Genomic DNA, 18,138 nt, shown 5'->3' on the forward strand with positions numbered 1-18,138 from the left:
CGCCTCAGGAGACCAACAACCCCTGGTGGCGGCCGCTGTCGCGGAGCGCGGCCAGGGCCTCGGTGGCCCTCAGAGGGGGCGGCACGGGCAGGTCGTACGGCTGGGAGCGGAGCACCTCCGTGGCCCGGCGGGTCGGTACCGAGGTGACCGGGTATCCGCGGGCGGAGGTGCGGTCCAACGCCCGACGACGCCGACCGAACCCGGCGACCGCCAGCCACTGCGGCAGGCCGGCCAGGGCCGGCGAGCGGACACCGGGCGGCTCGGGCAGGACGTCCACGGAGGTGAACGGCTCACTGCCGGCCAGCCACCACTCGGCCTCGTCGACGCTGCGTCGGGTGGCGTTCTCACACCAGTACGGCACCAGCCCCGCCCGCACCACCTGCCACGGATCGAGCAGCCGGCCGCACTCCACCACCAATCGGTCACCGGTCTTGCCGGCGCCGCGCAGCCACCGCCGGTACAGGTCGGCCACCCCCGCGCTGAGCGCCGCCGGGCGGGGCACGAGCACCCGGTGCAGGGGGTGCTCGCGGCGGGCCGCCCAGTCCCGCGCCGACCCCTCGAAGCCCGAGTCGACGCCGTGCTCGGCGTAACCGGACGGCACGGACACCTGCGGTGGTTCCCACCGCGCGGCGTCCCCGCCGACGGAGCGCAGCACCTGCCGCAGCACGTGGCTGTCCGGGTGGAAGTCCACCGGGTCCAGTCCGCTGGCCGGGCAGCCGACCTGGAAGCTGTGCCTCGGGCCGTGCTCCAGCACCGGCCAGGTTCGCGCGTCGCGGACCAGCACGACCGGGGCGCCCGGAGCGAGCCGGTCGGCCAGGAACTGCCCGTACGCGGCCGGCAGGGCCTGCCAGGCGGCGGTCAGCGACACGGTCACCCCGGTCAGCGGTCCCCGGCTCGCCGGGCAGTGCACCTGACGCAGGTGCAGGTCGGCGTTGGCGGCGAGCAGCCGGGTGGCCAGTGCGGCGCCGTGCTCCAGCGCCTCCGCCGGACGGTCCACCGCGCCGTCGGTCCAGTGCGCGGTCATCTCGAAGCCGGCCGGGAGCCACGGCACGCCGAGAGCCACCGCGAGGTGCGCCGCCGCGCCGTGCGGCGAGCCGATCAGCACCCCGGGGTAGCGCCGACGGGGGTACTGGTCGACGAACCAGCGGGCGACCCGCCCGGCGTCCACCTCGTCGACCTGGGCGGCGGTGAGGGCGACCCGACCCGCGGCCCGGGTGACGGCGGCCCGGCGGACCGGCTCGGGTGTGCCGGGAAACCGCGACATCGGCCCGGCGTGTCCCAGGTCGGCGCAGTCCGTGCCGCGCAGCGCACGGGCGGTGGCGGCGACCAGCACCCGGGCGGCGCTGCCGACGGCCACGACCCGGTCGCCGGCCAGACCGGCGCCATCGGCCGTGAGCCCCTTGTGCACCTTGTGCACCGGCCCCACCTTGCCTCGTTCGCTCACCACGCGGCCCGGCTTCCCGTCCCGATGGGGTTCAAACGGGGCATCACCCTCCCGGCGGCACAATCCGCTGGTCGGCGGGGTGCGCCGGTCATCCTCGGCGTTCGGCCGCTCGGGTTTCGGCGGGGCCAGGGCGGGCACTTCCGGGGCCATGCGCACCGACGACACCAGCGAGCCCGCCGCTGCCACGATCACCCCGTACGAGGACGGACCGCTCCTGGTTCGCGGCGACTTCGCCCTGGTCACTCCCGACGGAGAGCGGATCGACGCGCGCCGGGGCACGGTGGCGCTGTGCCGCTGCGGCAAATCGGCGCTCAAGCCGTTCTGCGACGGCACCCACAAGGTGGTCGACTTCCGCGCGGGCACCTCCCGCGAGGGCTGACCGGGACCGTCAGGCCACGCCGGCCAGAGGGCCCCCGGCGACCGACGGCAGCACGGTCGTCGGCATCGAGAGGCTCCGCGGGGCGGGTGAGCGCAGTGAGCTGCGGCCGGCCGCCCAGCTGTCCAGCAGGTGCGCGGCGAACAGCCGGTCCACGGCGAGTCCGGCCGCCGCGCCGAAGAGCACGTCGGGAGCGAGGGCCGGTTCGGCGCGGACCAGGCCGCCACACATGTCGTGGGCGGCGATCTGCTCGTGCACGGCGTCGGCCTCGACGTGCTCGTCGTAGAAGCGGGTGGCGACCTCGTCGAAGCCGAGCCGGCGCAGCCCGTTGCCGTAGCGACGGTTGGGCAGCGAGGAGGTCATCTCGAAGGCGGCCAGGTGCCCGAGCAGTGCTCCCCGCAGGCGCCGGTGCAGCCCGAACAGCGACATCACGTTGTTGGTCGCCAACGTCACGGCGGGCGCCGCGTCCAGGTGGGCGCCGTAACCGGTGTCCAGGCCCAGCCGGCCGAGCGTGGTCCGGAACAGCTCGGCGTGCATCCGGTCCAGCCGGCCGTTGCCGTACTCGTCGGTCTGGATCTCCACGAGGGCGGCCTTGGCCGCGCCGCCGAGGCGGGGCAGGGCCCAGCTGTGCGGGTCCGCCTCGCGCAGGTGGTAGACGGAACGGTGGACGACGAACTCGCGGAACTGGGTGAGGTCGGCGTGCCGCTGGAGGGTCGTGGCCAGCGACGGCCCGTCGTCGGCCGCCACCAGCTCGGCCAGCCCGGCTGCCACCCCGGCGGACGGCACCCGTGGAGAGCCGACCAGCCGGCGCAGCGCCGCCTCGAAGGGGCGTTCGGCACGAGCGCGCAGGCCCAACAGTGTCGGCTGCCACTCCCAGTCCTCGTCGACGCCCCGCCAGCCCCGGTAGTGCAGCTCGTAGCAGAGGAAGAGGGTCAGTTGCAGGTCCTCGTCGGTGAGCGGGTCCGCCGGGTCGAGGTCGGCGCCGAGGCTGGCCGGCAGGTCGTGCGGAGCACGCCGCAGCGCGTCGGTCACCGCCGCGGACAGCGGACCGCGCGGCTGCGGTAGGGGCGCGGGACCGTAGCGGCGGTCGGCGGGCTCCGGCATGTGACCTCCAGCGTCGTCGGCCGCTACTGATGCCCCTGGACAGGGCGCCTAAACGAGATCCTGCGTGGTCACGGTGCGTTCGGTCTGCTCGCGCACCTTCCGGGCGGCCGCGCCCTCGGCGTACAGGCCGCGCAGGTCGGCGAACGCCGGGTCCGGCGGCGTCAGCGGCACCGCCGGGTCGACGACGGCCTCCAGTACGCACGGACGGTCCGCGGCGAGGGCCTCGTCCCAGGCCGCGCCGACCAGTTCGGGACGGTCCACCCGGACGCCGTGCAGCCCGAGCAGCCGTGCCCAGCCGGCGTACGGCACGTCGGGCCGGCGTTGGCTGGGGTCGCTCGACGCCTGCCGTCCGCCGCCCATGCCGTTCTGGTCCCGGTTGTTGAGCACCAGCACGACAAGTCGAGGGTCGCGCCACTGCTGCCAGTGGTGCGACACGGTGATCAGCTCGGCGAGTCCGTTGAGCTGCATGGCCCCGTCGCCCACGAGCGCGACCACAGGTTGGTCGGGTGTGGCCAGTTTGGCGGCCACCGCGTACGGCAGGGCACAGCCCATCGAGCCGAGGGTGCCGCACAGCTGCGCGTTCACGCCGGGTGGCAGGGCGAGGTGCCGGGCGTACCAGTAGAGGACCGAGCCGACGTCGACCGCGACCGCGCCGACGCCGGGCAGCCGGCTGGACAGCTCCTGGAGCACGAGCTGCGGGTTGATCGGGTCGGCCGGCGCGGCGGCCCGGTCGGCGGCGTCGGCCCGCCAGCGGTCCACCGAGTTCTCCACGGTGGCGCGCCACTGCGGGCTGGGTCGGTCGGGCACCCGGGCCAGCAGCGCCCGCAGCGTCTCGGCGGCGTCGCCGATCAGCGGCACGTCGGCCGGGTAGCGGGCGCCGATGCGCCGGCCGTCGATGTCGATCTGCACGGTGCGGGCCTGCCCCGGCATCGGGAAGTAGTCGGTCCACGGGTCGTTGGTGCCGACCAGCAGCAGCGTGTCGCAGCCGCCCATCAGCTCCGCGGCGGCCGGGGTGCCGACCTCGCCCAGCACACCGGTGTGGAACGGCAGCCGTTCGTCGAGGACCGGCTTGCCCAGCAGCGAGGTGGCCACCCCGGCGCCGAGCCGGTCGGCCAGCTCGACGATCTCCGCGGCAGCGCCCCGACCGCCCTGGCCCACCAGGATCGCGGTGCGCTGACCGCTGCCCAGCAGCTGCGCGGCGGCTTCCAGGTCCACCTCGTGCGGCAGAACCCGGGCCAGCGGCTCACCGGGCGTCGCCGAGATCACCCCGGCCGTGTTGGCGTGCAGGTCGGGTACCAGCGCCTCCTGCAGCTGCCGGGGCAGCACCACGCAGGTCGGGCTGCGAGTCGCCGCCGCCGTACGAAACGCCTGGTCCAGCAGCCCCGGCACGTCCTGCGGACTCCGGCCGTAGCGGACGAACTGGTTGCACACGTCGCCGAAGAGCCGGCTCAGCCCGATCTCCTGGTGCGCGCCGCCGAGCGGCCCGGAGATGTCCTCGCCGACGATCGCCACCACCGGCTTGCTGTCCAGCTTGGCGTCGTACAGGCCGTTGAGCAGTTGGACGGCGCTGGGCCCCTGGGTGGCCAGGCACACGCCGATGCCGCCGGTGAACTTGGCGTGCCCGGTGGCCATGAACGAGGCCGTCTCCTCGTGTCGGGCCGGGACGAACGCCGGTTCTCCGCCGGCACGTTCCAACGCCTCGACGAGTGGGGCGATCGCCTCGCCCGGATAGCCGAAGACCCTGGGCACCCGCCAGGCCAGCAGTCGCTGCACCACGAGGTCGGCCACGCACCGCTCAGCCATTGCCGCGCCCGGGAGTGCTGGGGTCGACGTAGCGCAGCACCGCGCCGACACCGTCGGTGAGTTCGGGTGCCTCGTCCGGGCCCAGCACGGTCAGCGCCGCGTCGGTGCCGACGAGCGCCCGCACCAGCGCCGCGTCGGCGCGGACCCGCTGCGGCTCGTCGACCGACATGGCGGCCAGCTGCCCCGGGTCGACGGCGATCTCGGTGGGTTCCGAGCCGATCCACAGCTCGCCGTTGGCCGACGGGTCGTCCACGATGAGCATCGTGTCCACCTGGTTGCGTTGCAGGGCAGAGACGACCGCGTCGAGACCGGCGCCCACGTCCTCCTGCACACCGAACCTGTCCAGCGCGGCGGCGATCCGCTGGTCGGCGACCTCCGCGATGGTCTGCACGGTGAGGTCGTCCAGGAGCGCCTGGTCGGCGCCAGCGGCCCGCGAGCCCGCGTCGGTACGCACCATCAGGTCCTGCCAGCGCTCCGGCATCTGGGCGGCGACCATCCCGGTGGCCCGGACGTCGCCGGCGATCACCACCACCTCCGCACCAACCTTCTCGGCCAGCTCCACGGTCGCCGCGGTGACGTCGCCGGCGTTGTGGTGCCAGGCCTCCATGGCGGCCTTCTGGTAGATGTCCTGGGACCAGCCGCCGGGCTGAACCCGGCGCAGCGGGAAGGTCTCCCGGCCGACGACGTGCGCCCGCCGCGGTACCCCGCCGGCGCTGATGGCGACCGCGTCGGCGCCGGTCCGGTCCGCGAGCACCCGCACCCAGGCCACCTGTTCGCCGCGCTGGGCGAGCAGCGGCATCACGTGCGGCAGCGGCCCGTAGTGGGCCAGGTCGTGAAACGGTGGCGCGGAGAGGTACTCGGAGAGCACCACCCGTCCTCGGGTGGCGAAGACCGCCAGACCGTACTTGCCGGCCATCGGGTCGTGGCCGCGGATCACCCGGTCCAACGCGGCCACGGTCGCCTCGTCGGCGCCCTGGTCGGTCAGTTCACGCGCCAGGGCACGCCAGCGCAGGGCGAGCGCCGCGTGGGCGTCCTCCGTGTCGGCGGAGCGTCCACGTACACCGAGCACCACGGCCCGGGACGGTCGTAGAGCGGGCGCAGGAAGGACAGCTGCATGCTCGACCCCTTTCCAGCTCGGCCCCCCGCTTACCCTGCCCGCCCGGGATGTCACCTCGCGGCCGTGAGCCCGTGACCAGGTTTCATTCATGTCGTTCAACCGAGGACGCCGATACGATCAGTGAACGGAACCGGACTCTCGGTGGTGGAAATGGACAGCGGACTCGATACCCGACGCATCGTGCACCCGACGGAGCGGATCGTCACCGGGCGGTTGATCCGCCTGCTCGACGGCTACACCCGGGAGGTTCGCATCGGTCAACCGGTGCTGGTGGCCGTACTCGCCGCGGCGGCGATCGCCCGGCTGCCCGCCCTGCTGCTGCGCACGCTGTTCTCCTTCGGCGGCGGCGGCACCCGGCGACGCTGGAAGGAGCTGAAGCAGGGCCCGGAATACCTGGTGACCCCGGTGCGGCTGCGCTCCACCGCCGGTCAGCTGTGCGAGGTGGAGCTGCACGGCCACCTGCCGCAGAGCGCGCTGCACCCGGCGGACCACCTCCAGCTCACCCTGCGCTCGCAGCGCGACCCGGACCTGCCGCCGCGCATCGAGCGGATCGTCAACCTCACCACCGGGCAGCTGCTCACCCCGCGTACCGCGACGCTCTGGTCGCACCTCGGCCCGCCGCTGCTGTTGCAGGCGGTGCTGGGCGCGCTGCTGCTGGCCGGCCTCGCGGCCTGCTCGGCGCTGGTCTGACCGGTCGGGCCGGGTTCCCCGGCCCGGCATCGTGGCGCCGGGAAGCGATCAGCCGACCGGGGCGGGCTCGCGGACGGGTTCGCGGTCGACGCCGAGCATTCCCCGGCGGCGGGTCCAGCGCTCGAAGACCAGGGTGGCGAACGGCGGCACCGCGCTGGCCAGCGCCACGGTCGTGGCCGGCAGGCTCCACCGGTGCAGCCGGGCCACGGCCAGCACCAGCAGGACGTACGCGATGAACAGGCCGCCGTGGATCGGGCCGAAGACCTTGACGCCCAGCTCGTTGCCCGGCGGGCCGTACTTGACCGCCATCCCGACCAGCAGGGCCAGCCAGGAGCACGCCTCGGCGATTGCCGCCGCGACGAACAGTCGGGTCACCTTCTCGCGCATCCGCACGCCACCACCTCTCGGACCGCAATGCTATCGGTGTGGTCTGGCTGGGCTACCGGTGCGGGCAGTTGGGTAGGAAGGGAGCATCGGGTCTTCCCCCGCCCGCCGATCACGTGCGAGGTTAGGGGGACCAGCGGTGACGGGGTGGTGACCATGGGCGAGGACGTCGGGGTACGGACCTTCAGTCGGGAGGACCGGGCCCGCTACCGCGAAAAGGTCCGCCTCTGCCTCGACGTCTTCGCCGAGATGCTGCGTGAGTCGCGCTTCGACATCGACCGACCGATGACCGGGCTGGAGATCGAGCTGAACCTGGTCGACCAGGCTTCGATGCCGGCGATGCGCAACGCCGACGTGTTGGCGGCCATCGCCGACCCGCTCTTCCAGACCGAGCTGGGCCAGTTCAACATCGAGATCAACGTGCCGCCGCGGCGGCTGACCGGCACCGGCACCGCCGACTTCGAGGAGCACGTGCGGGCCAGCCTCAACGCCGCCGAGGTGAAGGCCCGGACGATCGGCGCGCACATGGTGATGATCGGCATCCTGCCGACGTTGCGTCCGGAGCACCTGACCGCCGAGACGCTCTCCGCCAACCCCCGCTACAAGCTGCTCAACGAGCAGATCTTCGCCGCCCGTGGCGAGGATCTGCCGATCGCCATCAGCGGAGTGGAACGGTTGGCGGTGACCGCCGACACGATCACCCCGGAGGCGGCCTGCACCAGCACCCAGTTCCATCTGCAGGTCAGCCCGGCCCAGTTCGCCGACTACTGGAACGCCGCCCAGGCGATCGCCGGCATCCAGGTCGCGGTGGGGGCGAACGCGCCGCTGCTCTTCGGCCGGGAGTTGTGGCGCGAGACCCGCATCCCGCTGTTCCAGCAGGCCACCGACACCCGCTCGGAGGAAATCAAGGCCCAGGGGGTACGACCGCGGGTCTGGTTCGGCGAACGCTGGATCACCAACGTGTTCGACCTGTTCGAGGAGAACGTCCGCTACTTCCCGGCGCTGCTGCCGGTCTGCGACCCGGAGGATCCGGCGCAGGCGCTCGCCGCCGGTGAGGTGCCCAACCTCGCGGAGCTGCGGCTGCACAACGGCACCGTCTACCGGTGGAACCGCCCGGTGTACGACGTGTCGCGTGGCCGGCCGCACCTGCGGGTGGAGAACCGGGTGCTCCCGGCCGGCCCCACCGTGGTGGACACCATCGCCAACGGCGCCTTCTACTTCGGGCTGGTGCGCGCCCTGGCCGAGTCGGACCGGCCACTGTGGTCGCAGATGTCGTTCAGCGCCGCCGAGGAGAACTTCACCAGCTGCGCCCGGCACGGCATCGACGCGCAGGTGTTCTGGCCCGGCCTCGGCTACCTGCCGGTGACGGAGCTGGTGCTACGCCGGTTGCTGCCGATGGCGCATCACGGCCTGGACCGGTGGGGGCTCGACGCGGGCGAACGGGACCGGCTGCTCGGCGTCATCGAGCAGCGCTGCCTGACCGGCCGCAACGGTGCGACCTGGCAGGTGGAGACCCTGCACCGGTTGGAGTCCGCCGACCACCTGGACCGGCCGGCGGCGCTGCGCGAGGTGGTCCGGCACTACGTGACGCTGATGCACAGCAACCGACCGGTGCACGAGTGGCCGATCCCGTAGGCGCGTTGGCGGTGCTCAGCCGCGCGGGGTGGGAACCCCGAAGAGATCGATGATGCCGGCGGGCAGCTGGGCGAGCAGGTCGTGTCGCTCGTCGTCATCGAGCGCCTCGGCGACGGTACGCAAGACCGCCTGGGCGTGTTGACGCACCTGGTCCGCGTTGGCGACCTGCTCCCGGTCGCCGACGTTCTTCAGGAACTCGCCGACGTCCCACCGGCGGCCCTGCGGATTGCGGGTGACGGACCCGTTCAGCCGCTCCGGTAGCTGTGCCGCCAGGTTGTCGGCCTCCTGCCCGGCGAGCCGTTCGCCGAGCACCGACAGGACGGCCTGTACGGACCGCACGGCCTCGTTCTCCCCGAGACCCGCGCGCCGCCGTACCGTGGCGATCATCTGCTCGTACTCCATGACCCGCTCCTCCCGTCTCCTCGACCGGCCGTCAGGCCTGCCGGCGGACGAATGGGGCGAGTTCCCAGGCTTCCTGACCACAAACGGGGTCACGCGCCCGGGCGGACCCAGGGGGACGGGTCGTCCCGCAGCCGGCTGTAGAGGTACCCGTCGCGCCACGCGCCGGCCCGGAACTCGCAGGCCCGCAGGACGCCCTCGAGGTGGAAGCCGGCCTTCTCCAGTGACCGCTGCTCGGCGAGGTTCTCCGGGTGGGTTCCGGCCTGGATGCGCTGCGCCGGGGTGTGCGCGAACAGGTAGTCGCAGAGCAGCGCCTGTGCCCGCCAGCCGACGCCCCTGCCCCGCCACTCGGGGAGCAGCACGATCCCGATCTCCCAGTACGACGCCCTGCCGCCGTACCGCCCGGACAGGTAGCTGACGAGGCCGACGGCGGTCTGACCCTGCTCCACCTCGACGACGAGCCGCCCGTCGTCGACGCCCAGCCAGCCGTCGACGGCGAAGCGCCGCGCCGGTGCGCCCGGGTCACGGAAGCCGGCCCAGTCGAGCCCGATCAGTCCGGGCTCGACGCAGAACCGCCGTAGCATCGCCAGGTCGGCCTCGTCCACCGGCCGCAGTCGAACGGTGAAATCGTCCCCGGTGGACACATCGGCACTTTCCATTGACGACACACTAGTCGCGTCAGTCGCGCTGCCAGCTGAGCCAGGTCGGGCCGTGCTGGAAGCCCACCCGCTCATAGAGGGGCACCGCGCGTTCGCTGGAGTGGACGGTCACGTGTTCCAGGCCAAGCTCGCGCGCCTCGGCCAGCACCATTTTCAGCAGGGCCGCGCCGATCCCGCTGTCGCGCAGCTCCGGCACCACGTACACCGCTTGGACGTCGCCGGTCCGACGGTGCCGGTGCGTGGGGCTCGGCACCCGGTCGGCGAGCATCAGCCAGGCCATTCCGACCACGTCGCCGTCGACCTCGACGACGAACGGCCGGTGGGTCGACAGATGCTCGGTGACCCACGTGGCGAACAGCTCCACGAAGTCGTCGTGGTCATTGCCCGTGTAGCCGCCCTCCTCGGCCAGCCGCCGCCATCGAAGGCCCGCCAACGCGACGGCGTCGGCTGGCGTCCCCGCGCGTACGTCTGCCCGAACCCGTCCTCGATCAAAGTCGTTCGGCATGGCCTGAGGCTACCCACGCCCGGGCCTGGCCCGGACCCTCCCGACAGGGGCTGCCGCAGCCGGGTCGGCGCAGCGGGCCGCGTCGGTGCACGGGGTGCCGTTGGGCGCCTGTGGAGCTGAATCGTCTGTGGCATCACCGGCCGGGTGCGGGCTCGGGGACCGCGTGGGCCGGCCAGCCGGGGCTGAATCGTCTACGACATCAGCTCCACAGGCACCGCGCCCTACCTGCCCGCCCCGCCGTAGAGGCGATCAATCTGACCGACCACCGGAACCTTCGTACCGGCCCGTTGGTGGAATGGGTGGAAGAGGTGAGGTGACGGGTGTCCGACGATGATCTGATCTCCGGGCTCTACGCCAGTTGTTTCCGACGCCTGGTGGTTCAGCTCTACGCGGTGACAGGCGACCTGAACGAGGCGCAGGAGGCGGTCCAGGAGGCGTTCATCAAGGCGCTGGCCGCGCCCAGACGCCTGGCCGGGCTGGAGAACCCGGAGTCCTGGCTGCGCCGGGTCGCGGTGAACGAGGCCCGGAGCCGGTATCGGCGGCGGCGCGTGTACGACCGGCTGCTGCGTCGGATCGGCCCACCGCCCGCCGTCGCCGACCACTCGCCGGAGCACCTCGCGCTGCTCGCCGCGCTACGCGGGCTGCCCGAGGGTCAACGACAGGCCCTTGCCCTGCACTACCTCGTCGACCTGCCGGTGGACGAGGTAGCCGCCACGCTGGGCGTCTCGGCCGGGACGGTGAAGTCCCGGCTCTCCCGGGGCCGGCAGGCCCTGGCCGCGCTGCTCGCGGACCCCGACACCACCCATGTCTCGCAAAGCGGGAGGACCAATGTCCGATCGTGAGTTGCCCGGGTTCGACGTCGGGACGATCACCGAGGCCGTCCGGCAGCCACCCTTGAACGAGCTGAGGTCCACGGCCCGGTCCCGTCGACACCGGTCTGTCGGGATGGCGGCGGCCCTGGTCGCACTGGCCGGCGTGGCGGTCGTACCCCTCCTGGGCGGGTCGGGCCGGACGTATCCCGCCGCGCCGGTCGAATTGTCACCCCGTGCCGAGCAGTCCGGGGACTTCACGCTGACCGGTCCCGACTCCGGCGTGGAAGTGCGCAGGGACGGCTGCACCCTGCGCTTCAACTTCACCGATGACCGAGGCCGGAGCTGGTCGGACCGGGGCGCGGCCGAGTACCGGAGCACCGGATGCGGGGCCAGCCCCACCTCGACGGTTGGCGAGCTCGCGGTCACCATCCTCGGTGACCGGTCCTACCTGGTGCGCGACACAGGTTCGCTGCGCCTGTCCACCGACTACGGCCGTACCTGGCGGGACGCCACCGCGGCGATCGTGGCCGTGCCCTCCTTTCCGGCGACGACCCAGCCGGTCTATTGCGGGTTCGGCTGCGGGGCGGTGCAGGAGCCGCTGGCGGTTGATCGCTCGACCGGCGCCGTGTACCGCCTCACCGGCGACGCGCCGTCGGGGCGCCCGTTGTTCAGCCTCTACCCCAGCCCGGACGGCACCCTCTGGGCGACCTACCAGATGTCGACCAACCCGAGGGCAACCGTCGCGCGCAGCACCGACCGGGGCGCGACCTGGACCACCTGGGAGGCGGGCGCCGGCAGCACGGTGCTGGCTCTGGTCGGGATCGACCAGCGGGAGGGCTACCTGTTGACCCAGGCGTCGAGCGAGGACGCGTCGATCGCACTGCTGCGGACCACGGACGGTGGGAAGACCTGGGCGGACACCGGCGCCGTCCTGCCGACACAGCCGCACTGGGACCTCACGGCCGGATCCGACGGATCCCTGATGGCGATCACCGCGATCGGGGGCGCGCAGTCCGGCCGGCTCGCACACCTCCTGGTCAGCCGGGACGACGGGCGGCACTTCACGGTCGCCCGGGAGTACGGGCCACTCGTCGGCTCCGGCAGCGTCGCGCCCGGGTACGCCTGGCTCTTCGGCCAGGACGACGGCGCCAGCGGCGGGCCAGATCATGTCCTGCTCACCACGGACGCCACCACCTGGACCCGGTTCGCGCTCTCCCCCTGAGGGCCGTCCGGCGGACCGGCACGACCCGGCGCTCACCGCTCAGACCGTGAGCAGCACCTTCGTGCAGTCGTCCTGCTTCTTCTGGAAGATCTTGTAGCCCTTCGGGGCGTCGCGCAGCGGCATCCGGTGGCTGACGATGAAGCTCGGATCGATCTCACCGCGTTGGATGCGCTCCAGCAGCGGCCGGGTGTAGCGCTGCACGTGGCACTGACCGGTCCGCATGATCAGTGACCGGTTCATGAACGCGCCCATCGGGAACTTGTCGACGAACCCGCCGTACGCGCCGACGACCGAGACCACCCCTCCGGAGCGGCAGGCCAGAATCGCCTCGCGCAGCGCGAACGGCCGCTCGGTCTCGGTGCGCGTGGCCTGCTTGGCCCGGTCGTACGCGTACATGGCGGCGTTGCCGTGGTGGCCCTCCAGGCCGACCGCGTCGATGCAGGCGTCCGGTCCCCGCCCGGCGGTCATCTCGTTGAGCGTGTCGAGGACGTCGGCGTGTTCGTAATTGATCGTCTCGGCGCCGACGTGCTCCTCGGCCAGCCGCAGCCGGTACGGGAACCGGTCGATGACGATCACCCGTTCCGCGCCGAGGATCTGGGCGCTGGCGGCGGCGAGCAGTCCGACCGGCCCGGCGCCCCACACGGCGATCACCTGCCCGGGCTTGATGTCGCACATCTCGGCGCCCATGTACCCGGTCGGGAAGACGTCGGCGAGCATGACCGCCTGGTCGTCGGGGATGTCGTCGGGCACCTTGAGCGGGCCGACGTCGGCGAACGGCACCCGGGCGTACTCGGCCTGGCCGCCGGCGTACCCGCCGAGCAGGTGGGAGTACCCGAAGATGCCGGCCGGCGAGTGGCCCATGATCTTCTCGGCGATGCCGGCGTTGGGGTTGGAGTTCTCGCACACCGAGTAGAGGCCACGCTGGCACGAGGAGCAGTGCCCGCAGGCGATCGGGAAGGGCACGACCACCCGGTCGCCGGGTTTGAGGTTGCGCACCTGCGGGCCCACCTCGACGACCTCGCCCATGAATTCGTGACCGAGGATGTCGCCCTTGCGCATGGCGGGGATGTAGCCGTGGTAGAGGTGCAGGTCGGAGCCGCAGATCGCGGTGGTGCTGATCCGCACGATCGCGTCCCGGGCGTTCATGATCGTTGGATCGGGCACGTCGATCACCTTGACGCTGTCGGTGCCCATCCAGGCGTTGGCCTTCATTGTCGGTCCCCTTCGGAGCTCGGGCGGTCAGCGGCGGGACGCCGGCAGCGGCTGTGCGGGACGCTGCATGGCCTGCTGGCGGACGGAGATGCCGTTGGGGCTGCCCTCGGAGCGGACCACCTCGCCGGTCTCCAGCACCTGCTTGAACCGGCGCAGATCGTCGCGGACCTGCTGCTCGGGCTCCTCGCCGAACAGCTTCGCCACGACCCGACCGAGCGCACCGGCGGGGGGCGCGTAGCGCAGTTGCACCCGTACCTCGGTGCCCCGGTCGCCCGGGGCGGGCACGAAGGCGACCCGCCCGGCGTTGGGCACGCGGGTGCCGGGCAGCGAACGCCAGGTGATCGATTTGTTCGGCTGGTCGTCGATGATCTCGGCATCCCACTCGACGCGGTGACCGGCCGGTCCGCGGGCGGTCCAGTGCGAGCGGCGCAGGTCGTCGGCGTGCACCGACTCCAGGTGCGCCATGAACCGGGGCAGGTTCTCCATGTTGCGCCAGAACCGGTACGCCTCCGTGGGCGACCGGTTCACCGTCACCGCGATCTCCATCCGGATCACGCGGGCGCGGGCGCGGCGGGCGCGGCCGACAGCGATCGCGGCGGCCACGTCCAGGGCGGCGATGCCGGCGACCGCGGCGGTGGCCAGTGTCAGTCTGCGGCGGCGTTCGCCGCGCCGGTCGGCCATCGCCCGGCCGAGCAGGGTGAGGTCCAGCGCGTCGCCGGCCACCATCGTCCACGTCCAGGCCGCGGGTCGACGCCCGCTGAGCAGGCCGACGGCGTGCACCAACTCGCGCGCGCCGACGGCCGGGATCGCGGCGCCCGCGGCCGGCGAGTCGTCCACCCCGGCCAGCCGGGCGAGGGGTCCGGGCGCGACCAGGGCACCCACGCCCAGGGCCAGGCTCAGCAGGCCCAGCGTCCTCGGCAGTGCTGTCGGCACCGGCCCGTCCAGCTCCGGCAGGAGCACGTTGTCGACACGGTCCATGTCCGGTCCCCTTCCGGTGGGCGCGGCCGCCGGCGAGTCGGCGGAGCGGCGGTGGCTCTGCCCAGTGACGCTATGCCGTACATCCGGCCCATGCGCCTGGTTTGGAGCAGAACGTCCGATGCGCCGGTCACCGCGCCGTCGGCATGGCACCGTCGACCGAGGGCCGGAGTTAACAGCGACCGGCATCGGGTAGCCGACACGCGCTTCTACCGGCGGCCGGGGAGGTCGGATGACCGCGACCAGTGCCTTCTTCGAGCGGTTGACCGTTGCTGGCCAAGATCCGCGCTTCAGCAAGGTGTGTGGAAGCATCCGATTCGACATTCGGGACGGGGACCACCTGGAGCAGTGGCGCCTCAATATCGATCATGGCCGCATGCAGGTGACGAAGGGCCCCGACCCGGCCACGACTGTCATCAGGGTGTCCGCGCAGGTCGCGGAGGCGATGGCCCGTGGTGAGGTGAACGGCCTGGCGGCGATCGCCCGGGGCGAGATCCTGGTCGACGGTGACCTCGGGCTCGCGCTGCGGATCGGGCGGCTGTTCCCACGCGCGCCCGGGCCGTCTCACGGCGACGCGGACAGCGGGGCGTAGCCGATGAGAGATATCGCTGGCACCGTGGCGTGTATCGACGGGAACACGTTCATGGTGTCGGACGCCTCTGGCGACGTCGAGTCGTCCCCCGGCACCCCGGTCGGGCTGTTCGCCGCCGACACACGCTTCCTGTCCCGCTGGGCGCTCACCGTCAACGGCGAACGCATGGCCGCGCTGTCGGTGGACGACAGCCAGTACTACGAGGTCACGTTCTTCGTGGTGCCGGGCGGGGCGGTCGACTACGTGCAGGCCGACGTGTCAGCCATCCGGCGCAGACGTATCGGCCCGGACCTCACCGAGTCGCTGACGATCTTCAACTACGGTGAGCGCGACATGGAGCTCGACGTACGGCTGGAGGTGGCAGCCGACTTCGCCGACATCTTCGAAATCAAGTTCGACATCGGCGACAAGGTCGGCAGTCACTACACCCAGGTCCGCCCGGACGAGTTGTGCCTTGGCTACCGGCGCGGCACCTACCGACGTGAGGTCGCCGTGTCGGCGAGTGAGCCCGCCGACTTCGACCCGAACGGCCTTCGGTTCGCGGTCCGACTGCGGCCCGGCGAGCAGTGGTCGACGCGTTTGCAGGCCGCGATGCGGGCGCTGCGTCCGGACGGCGTCGACCTGCGTTCCGTCCTGCGGGCGCAGCGACCGGACGACTCGACCCTGCCGGCGAGCGTGCAGGCGTGGATCGCGGCGGCCCCGACGCTCGACACCGACAGCGCCGCCCTCCAGCAGGTGTACCAACGGAGCCTGGTGGACCTGGCGGCGCTGCGCTTCGCCCCCCTCTCGCTGGGCGGTGCGGCCGTACCCGCCGCCGGGCTGCCCTGGTTCATGACCCTGTTCGGCCGCGACAGCCTGCTGACCTGCCTGCAGACCCTGCCCGTCACACCGTCGTTGGCCCCGGCGACACTGCGGATCCTCGCCTCGCTCCAGGGCGCCCGCACGGACGACGTGCTGGAGGAGGACCCCGGCCGGATCCTGCACGAGCTGCGCTACGGGGAGTCGGCCGCGTTCGAGGAACAGCCGCACTCCCCCTACTACGGCACGGTGGACGCCTCACCCCTGTTCGTGGTGCTGCTCGACGAGTACGAGCGCTGGAGCGGTGACCGGGCGCTGGTGATGGAGCTGGAGCAGGAGGCCCGCGCGGCCCTGGCGTGGATCGACCTGTACGCGGACCTGACCTCCACCGGCTACATCTGGTACCAGAGACGTAACCGCGCGACCGGCTTGGACAACCAGTGCTGGAAGGACTCCTGGGACAGCATCTCCTACGCAGACGGCAGGTTGCCGGGCTTTCCGAGGGCCACCTGCGAAACCCAGGGGTACGCCTACGACGCGAAGATCCGCGGGGCACGGCTGGCGCGTACCGTCTGGGGCGACCCCGACTACGCCGACCGGCTGGAGCGCGAGGCGGCGGCACTCTACGACCGTTTCAACCGGGACTTCTGGCTGGAGGACCGCGGCTACTACGCCCTCGCGCTCGACCACGACCTCACTCCCGTCGACAGCCTGTCCTCCAACATCGGGCACCTGCTGTGGAGCGGCATCGTGCCGCCGGAACGGGCCCCACGGGTCGTCGAGCACCTGATGGGTCCGGCGCTCTTCTCCGGCTGGGGGGTGCGTACCTTCGCCGAGGGACAGCGCCGTTACAACCCACTGGGCTACCACAACGGTACGGTGTGGCCGTTCGACAACTCGTTCATCGCCTGGGGGCTGCGCCGGTACGGGTTCAGGAACGAGTCGGGCCGCATCGCCGAGGGCATCCTCTCCGCCGCCACCTACTTCGAGGGTCGGCTACCCGAGGCATTCGGCGGGTTCGACCGCAACACCACCCGGTTCCCGGTCCGATACCCGACCGCCGGCAGCCCGCAGGCCTGGTCCAGCGGCGCGTCCATGCTCCTCATCCGCACCATGCTCGGCATCAATCCGCACGAGGACCACCTCGCCGTGGACCCCGCGCTGCCGTCCGCCTTCGGGCGGATCGCGCTCCTGGACATCCCCGGCCGCTGGGGCACGGTCGACGCCTTCGCGCGCCAGCGCCCCAACAAGCCCTAGGGGCACTGCTCCCGGACGGGGACGACGTCGGCGCGGGACTGCTCAGCTGAGATGTTCATCGGTGCCGGGCGCCACTGTGGACGGGCCGACTGGTAGGAAGGAGGCCAGCTGCCTCACCTTTCGGGAGATCATCGTGGCGCCTTCGCACCTGTCCCGCCGTTCCCTGCTGGCCGCCGGTGGCGCCGCCGCCGTCGCGCTCGGAGCGGCCGGGGCGAGCCCGTCCGCTGCCGCCGCCGAGCCGGCCGACAACCCGGTCGACACGCCCGCCGAAGCGCTGCGCCGGCTGCTCGCCGGAAACCGGCGGTTCACCTCCGGGCACGGCCGGCACCCGCACCAGGGCCTCGCGGACCTGCATCGGCTCGCCGCCGGTCAGCATCCGTTCGCCGTCACCGTCGGCTGCGCGGACTCCCGGGTGGCGCCCGAGGTGCTCTTCGACCAGGGTCTGGGTGACCTGTTCGACAACCGGGTCGCCGGCAACATCGTCGACGACCTGCTGCTGGGCAGCGTCGAATTCGCGGTCGAGGAGTTCGGCAGCCTGCTGATCGTCGTCCTCGGGCATGAGCGTTGCGGCGCGATCACCGCCACCATCGACGCCATCCGTACCGGCGGTGAGGCACCCGGACACATCGGCACCATCGTGGACGGCCTGCGCCCGGTCGTCGAGCCGGTGCTGAATCAGCCCGGCGACCCGGTGGAGAACGGGGTCCGCGCCAACATCGCAGCTCAGGTCCAGGCGCTCTCCGCACGCAGCACGATCATCGCGGAGAAGGTGCACCAGGGCGCTCTGCGGGTGGTGGGCGCCCGCTACGACCTGGACAACGGGCGGGTCTCGCTGGTGGCCTGACGCGTATCCCCTGGCCGCCCCGATGACGAGGGCGCCAGGGGATCACGCACCACTGGCCGAAGACCGCTGCCACCGTCAACCGCCACCGCTGGCACCCGAGCGCGATCGCTCGACAGCCTGATTGATCTCCAACGCCCGCTGCCACAGCGGCGACGCCTCCTCCGGCCGCCCCAACGCCGCCAACGTCTGCGCCAGGTTCGCCAGTCGGAGCGCCATGTCCGGGTGCCCGGCCGGCAACGCCGACCCGGTGATCTCCAACGCCCGCCGGTGCAGCGGCAACGCCTCCTCCAGCCGCCCCAACTCGCTCAAC

18 protein-coding genes and 1 pseudogene are annotated in these 18,138 nt (G+C 72.4%); 8 read left to right on the forward strand and 11 right to left on the reverse strand.

Annotation, left to right across the window (positions count from 1 at the left end; all coding sequences use genetic code 11):
* Positions 1–4: 4 nt before the first annotated feature.
* Entirely contained in the window at positions 5–1,417 is a 1,413-nt protein-coding gene (locus JNW91_RS12440) for a hypothetical protein (RefSeq protein ID WP_203175002.1), read from the reverse strand.
* A gap of 175 nt (positions 1,418–1,592) precedes the next feature.
* Between JNW91_RS12440 and JNW91_RS12445 the strand changes: the two genes are divergently transcribed.
* Complete coding sequence (locus tag JNW91_RS12445; protein ID WP_203175003.1) at positions 1,593–1,823, forward strand: CDGSH iron-sulfur domain-containing protein; 231 nt, start codon at positions 1,593–1,595, stop codon at positions 1,821–1,823.
* A gap of 9 nt (positions 1,824–1,832) precedes the next feature.
* Here the strand turns inward: JNW91_RS12445 and JNW91_RS12450 are convergent, their stop codons facing one another.
* The 3 genes and pseudogenes from JNW91_RS12450 to JNW91_RS12460 all read right to left on the reverse strand — a co-directional run bounded on the left by JNW91_RS12450 (position 1,833) and on the right by JNW91_RS12460 (position 5,843).
* Positions 1,833–2,924 carry an iron-containing redox enzyme family protein gene (locus JNW91_RS12450; RefSeq protein WP_238424847.1) on the reverse strand — a complete coding sequence of 364 codons (1,092 nt, stop codon included), beginning with the start codon at positions 2,922–2,924 and terminating at the stop codon, positions 1,833–1,835.
* A 48-nt stretch (positions 2,925–2,972) separates the two neighbouring features.
* On the reverse strand, positions 2,973–4,727 hold the full coding sequence (locus JNW91_RS12455) for a thiamine pyrophosphate-binding protein (RefSeq protein ID WP_203175004.1): 1,755 nt from the start codon (positions 4,725–4,727) through the stop codon (positions 2,973–2,975).
* Positions 4,720–5,843, reverse strand: a pseudogene (locus JNW91_RS12460) (baeRF2 domain-containing protein). Before JNW91_RS12460 ends, JNW91_RS12455 begins: the two are co-directional and overlap by 8 nt.
* Before the next feature lie 142 nt (positions 5,844–5,985).
* Here JNW91_RS12460 and JNW91_RS12465 point away from each other — a divergent pair.
* Entirely contained in the window at positions 5,986–6,534 is a 549-nt protein-coding gene (locus JNW91_RS12465) for a hypothetical protein (protein ID WP_203175017.1), read from the forward strand.
* Between the two features lie 48 nt (positions 6,535–6,582).
* On the opposite strand, the gene JNW91_RS12470 is transcribed toward JNW91_RS12465, so the two are convergent.
* Positions 6,583–6,921, reverse strand: coding sequence for a DUF3817 domain-containing protein (locus JNW91_RS12470; protein WP_203175018.1), 339 nt, complete (start codon positions 6,919–6,921; stop codon positions 6,583–6,585).
* 153 nt (positions 6,922–7,074) lie between these two features.
* Here JNW91_RS12470 and JNW91_RS12475 point away from each other — a divergent pair, with 153 nt between their 5' ends.
* The gene (locus JNW91_RS12475; RefSeq protein ID WP_203175005.1) at positions 7,075–8,553 is read left to right on the forward strand and encodes a glutamate--cysteine ligase family protein; all 1,479 of its coding nucleotides are present in this window, start codon (positions 7,075–7,077) and stop codon (positions 8,551–8,553) included.
* 15 nt (positions 8,554–8,568) lie between these two features.
* Here JNW91_RS12475 and JNW91_RS12480 read toward each other — a convergent pair whose 3' ends face one another.
* The 3 genes from JNW91_RS12480 to JNW91_RS12490 form a co-directional block, all read right to left on the reverse strand.
* Positions 8,569–8,955, reverse strand: coding sequence for a DUF2267 domain-containing protein (locus tag JNW91_RS12480; protein ID WP_203175006.1), 387 nt, complete (start codon positions 8,953–8,955; stop codon positions 8,569–8,571).
* Between the two features lie 89 nt (positions 8,956–9,044).
* A complete protein-coding gene (locus JNW91_RS12485; RefSeq protein ID WP_203175007.1) occupies positions 9,045–9,611 on the reverse strand; it encodes a GNAT family N-acetyltransferase in 567 nt (188 codons plus the stop codon).
* A 19-nt stretch (positions 9,612–9,630) separates the two neighbouring features.
* On the reverse strand, positions 9,631–10,116 hold the full coding sequence (locus JNW91_RS12490; protein WP_203175008.1) for a GNAT family N-acetyltransferase: 486 nt from the start codon (positions 10,114–10,116) through the stop codon (positions 9,631–9,633).
* 320 nt (positions 10,117–10,436) lie between these two features.
* Here JNW91_RS12490 and JNW91_RS12495 point away from each other — a divergent pair, with 320 nt between their 5' ends.
* Positions 10,437–10,958, forward strand: a complete 522-nt coding sequence (locus JNW91_RS12495) for an RNA polymerase sigma factor (RefSeq protein ID WP_203175009.1) — start codon at positions 10,437–10,439, stop codon at positions 10,956–10,958.
* Positions 10,945–12,150 carry an exo-alpha-sialidase gene (locus tag JNW91_RS12500; protein ID WP_203175010.1) on the forward strand — a complete coding sequence of 402 codons (1,206 nt, stop codon included), beginning with the start codon at positions 10,945–10,947 and terminating at the stop codon, positions 12,148–12,150. Before JNW91_RS12495 ends, JNW91_RS12500 begins: the two co-directional genes overlap by 14 nt.
* Before the next feature lie 39 nt (positions 12,151–12,189).
* Here the strand turns inward: JNW91_RS12500 and JNW91_RS12505 are convergent, their stop codons facing one another.
* The gene (locus JNW91_RS12505) at positions 12,190–13,362 is read right to left on the reverse strand and encodes a zinc-dependent alcohol dehydrogenase (RefSeq protein WP_203175011.1); all 1,173 of its coding nucleotides are present in this window, start codon (positions 13,360–13,362) and stop codon (positions 12,190–12,192) included.
* A gap of 27 nt (positions 13,363–13,389) precedes the next feature.
* Positions 13,390–14,340 carry an SRPBCC family protein gene (locus JNW91_RS12510; RefSeq protein WP_203175012.1) on the reverse strand — a complete coding sequence of 317 codons (951 nt, stop codon included), beginning with the start codon at positions 14,338–14,340 and terminating at the stop codon, positions 13,390–13,392.
* A 229-nt stretch (positions 14,341–14,569) separates the two neighbouring features.
* Here JNW91_RS12510 and JNW91_RS12515 point away from each other — a divergent pair, with 229 nt between their 5' ends.
* From JNW91_RS12515 to JNW91_RS12525, 3 genes are all read left to right on the forward strand, one after another.
* Positions 14,570–14,929 carry an SCP2 sterol-binding domain-containing protein gene (locus JNW91_RS12515; protein ID WP_203175013.1) on the forward strand — a complete coding sequence of 120 codons (360 nt, stop codon included), beginning with the start codon at positions 14,570–14,572 and terminating at the stop codon, positions 14,927–14,929.
* 3 nt (positions 14,930–14,932) lie between these two features.
* On the forward strand, positions 14,933–16,984 hold the full coding sequence (locus tag JNW91_RS12520; protein ID WP_238424848.1) for an amylo-alpha-1,6-glucosidase: 2,052 nt from the start codon (positions 14,933–14,935) through the stop codon (positions 16,982–16,984).
* A gap of 133 nt (positions 16,985–17,117) precedes the next feature.
* Positions 17,118–17,828, forward strand: coding sequence for a carbonic anhydrase (locus JNW91_RS12525; RefSeq protein WP_203175014.1), 711 nt, complete (start codon positions 17,118–17,120; stop codon positions 17,826–17,828).
* A 75-nt stretch (positions 17,829–17,903) separates the two neighbouring features.
* Here JNW91_RS12525 and JNW91_RS12530 read toward each other — a convergent pair.
* Positions 17,904–18,138 (reverse strand): tetratricopeptide repeat protein (locus tag JNW91_RS12530; RefSeq protein WP_203175015.1); only part of this gene is annotated, 235 nt, incomplete at its 5' end.

Source organism: Micromonospora parastrephiae (assembly GCF_016802865.1).
Taxonomy (GTDB): Bacteria; Actinomycetota; Actinomycetes; order Mycobacteriales; family Micromonosporaceae; genus Micromonospora; species Micromonospora parastrephiae.

What these genes read in the sequence shown, in the direction of transcription:
- JNW91_RS12445 (WP_203175003.1), top strand. Translation starts at nt 1,593, where the DNA reads ATGCGCACCGACGACACCAGCGAGCCCGCCGCTGCCACGATCACCCCG.
- JNW91_RS12450 (WP_238424847.1), bottom strand. Translation starts at nt 2,924, where the DNA reads ATGCCGGAGCCCGCCGACCGCCGCTACGGTCCCGCGCCCCTACCGCAG.
- JNW91_RS12455 (WP_203175004.1), bottom strand. Translation starts at nt 4,727, where the DNA reads ATGGCTGAGCGGTGCGTGGCCGACCTCGTGGTGCAGCGACTGCTGGCC.
- JNW91_RS12470 (WP_203175018.1), bottom strand. Translation starts at nt 6,921, where the DNA reads ATGCGCGAGAAGGTGACCCGACTGTTCGTCGCGGCGGCAATCGCCGAG.
- JNW91_RS12475 (WP_203175005.1), top strand. Translation starts at nt 7,075, where the DNA reads ATGGGCGAGGACGTCGGGGTACGGACCTTCAGTCGGGAGGACCGGGCC.
- JNW91_RS12480 (WP_203175006.1), bottom strand. Translation starts at nt 8,955, where the DNA reads ATGGAGTACGAGCAGATGATCGCCACGGTACGGCGGCGCGCGGGTCTC.
- JNW91_RS12485 (WP_203175007.1), bottom strand. Translation starts at nt 9,611, where the DNA reads ATGGAAAGTGCCGATGTGTCCACCGGGGACGATTTCACCGTTCGACTG.
- JNW91_RS12490 (WP_203175008.1), bottom strand. Translation starts at nt 10,116, where the DNA reads ATGCCGAACGACTTTGATCGAGGACGGGTTCGGGCAGACGTACGCGCG.
- JNW91_RS12500 (WP_203175010.1), top strand. Translation starts at nt 10,945, where the DNA reads ATGTCCGATCGTGAGTTGCCCGGGTTCGACGTCGGGACGATCACCGAG.
- JNW91_RS12505 (WP_203175011.1), bottom strand. Translation starts at nt 13,362, where the DNA reads ATGAAGGCCAACGCCTGGATGGGCACCGACAGCGTCAAGGTGATCGAC.
- JNW91_RS12510 (WP_203175012.1), bottom strand. Translation starts at nt 14,340, where the DNA reads ATGGACCGTGTCGACAACGTGCTCCTGCCGGAGCTGGACGGGCCGGTG.
- JNW91_RS12515 (WP_203175013.1), top strand. Translation starts at nt 14,570, where the DNA reads ATGACCGCGACCAGTGCCTTCTTCGAGCGGTTGACCGTTGCTGGCCAA.
- JNW91_RS12520 (WP_238424848.1), top strand. Translation starts at nt 14,933, where the DNA reads ATGAGAGATATCGCTGGCACCGTGGCGTGTATCGACGGGAACACGTTC.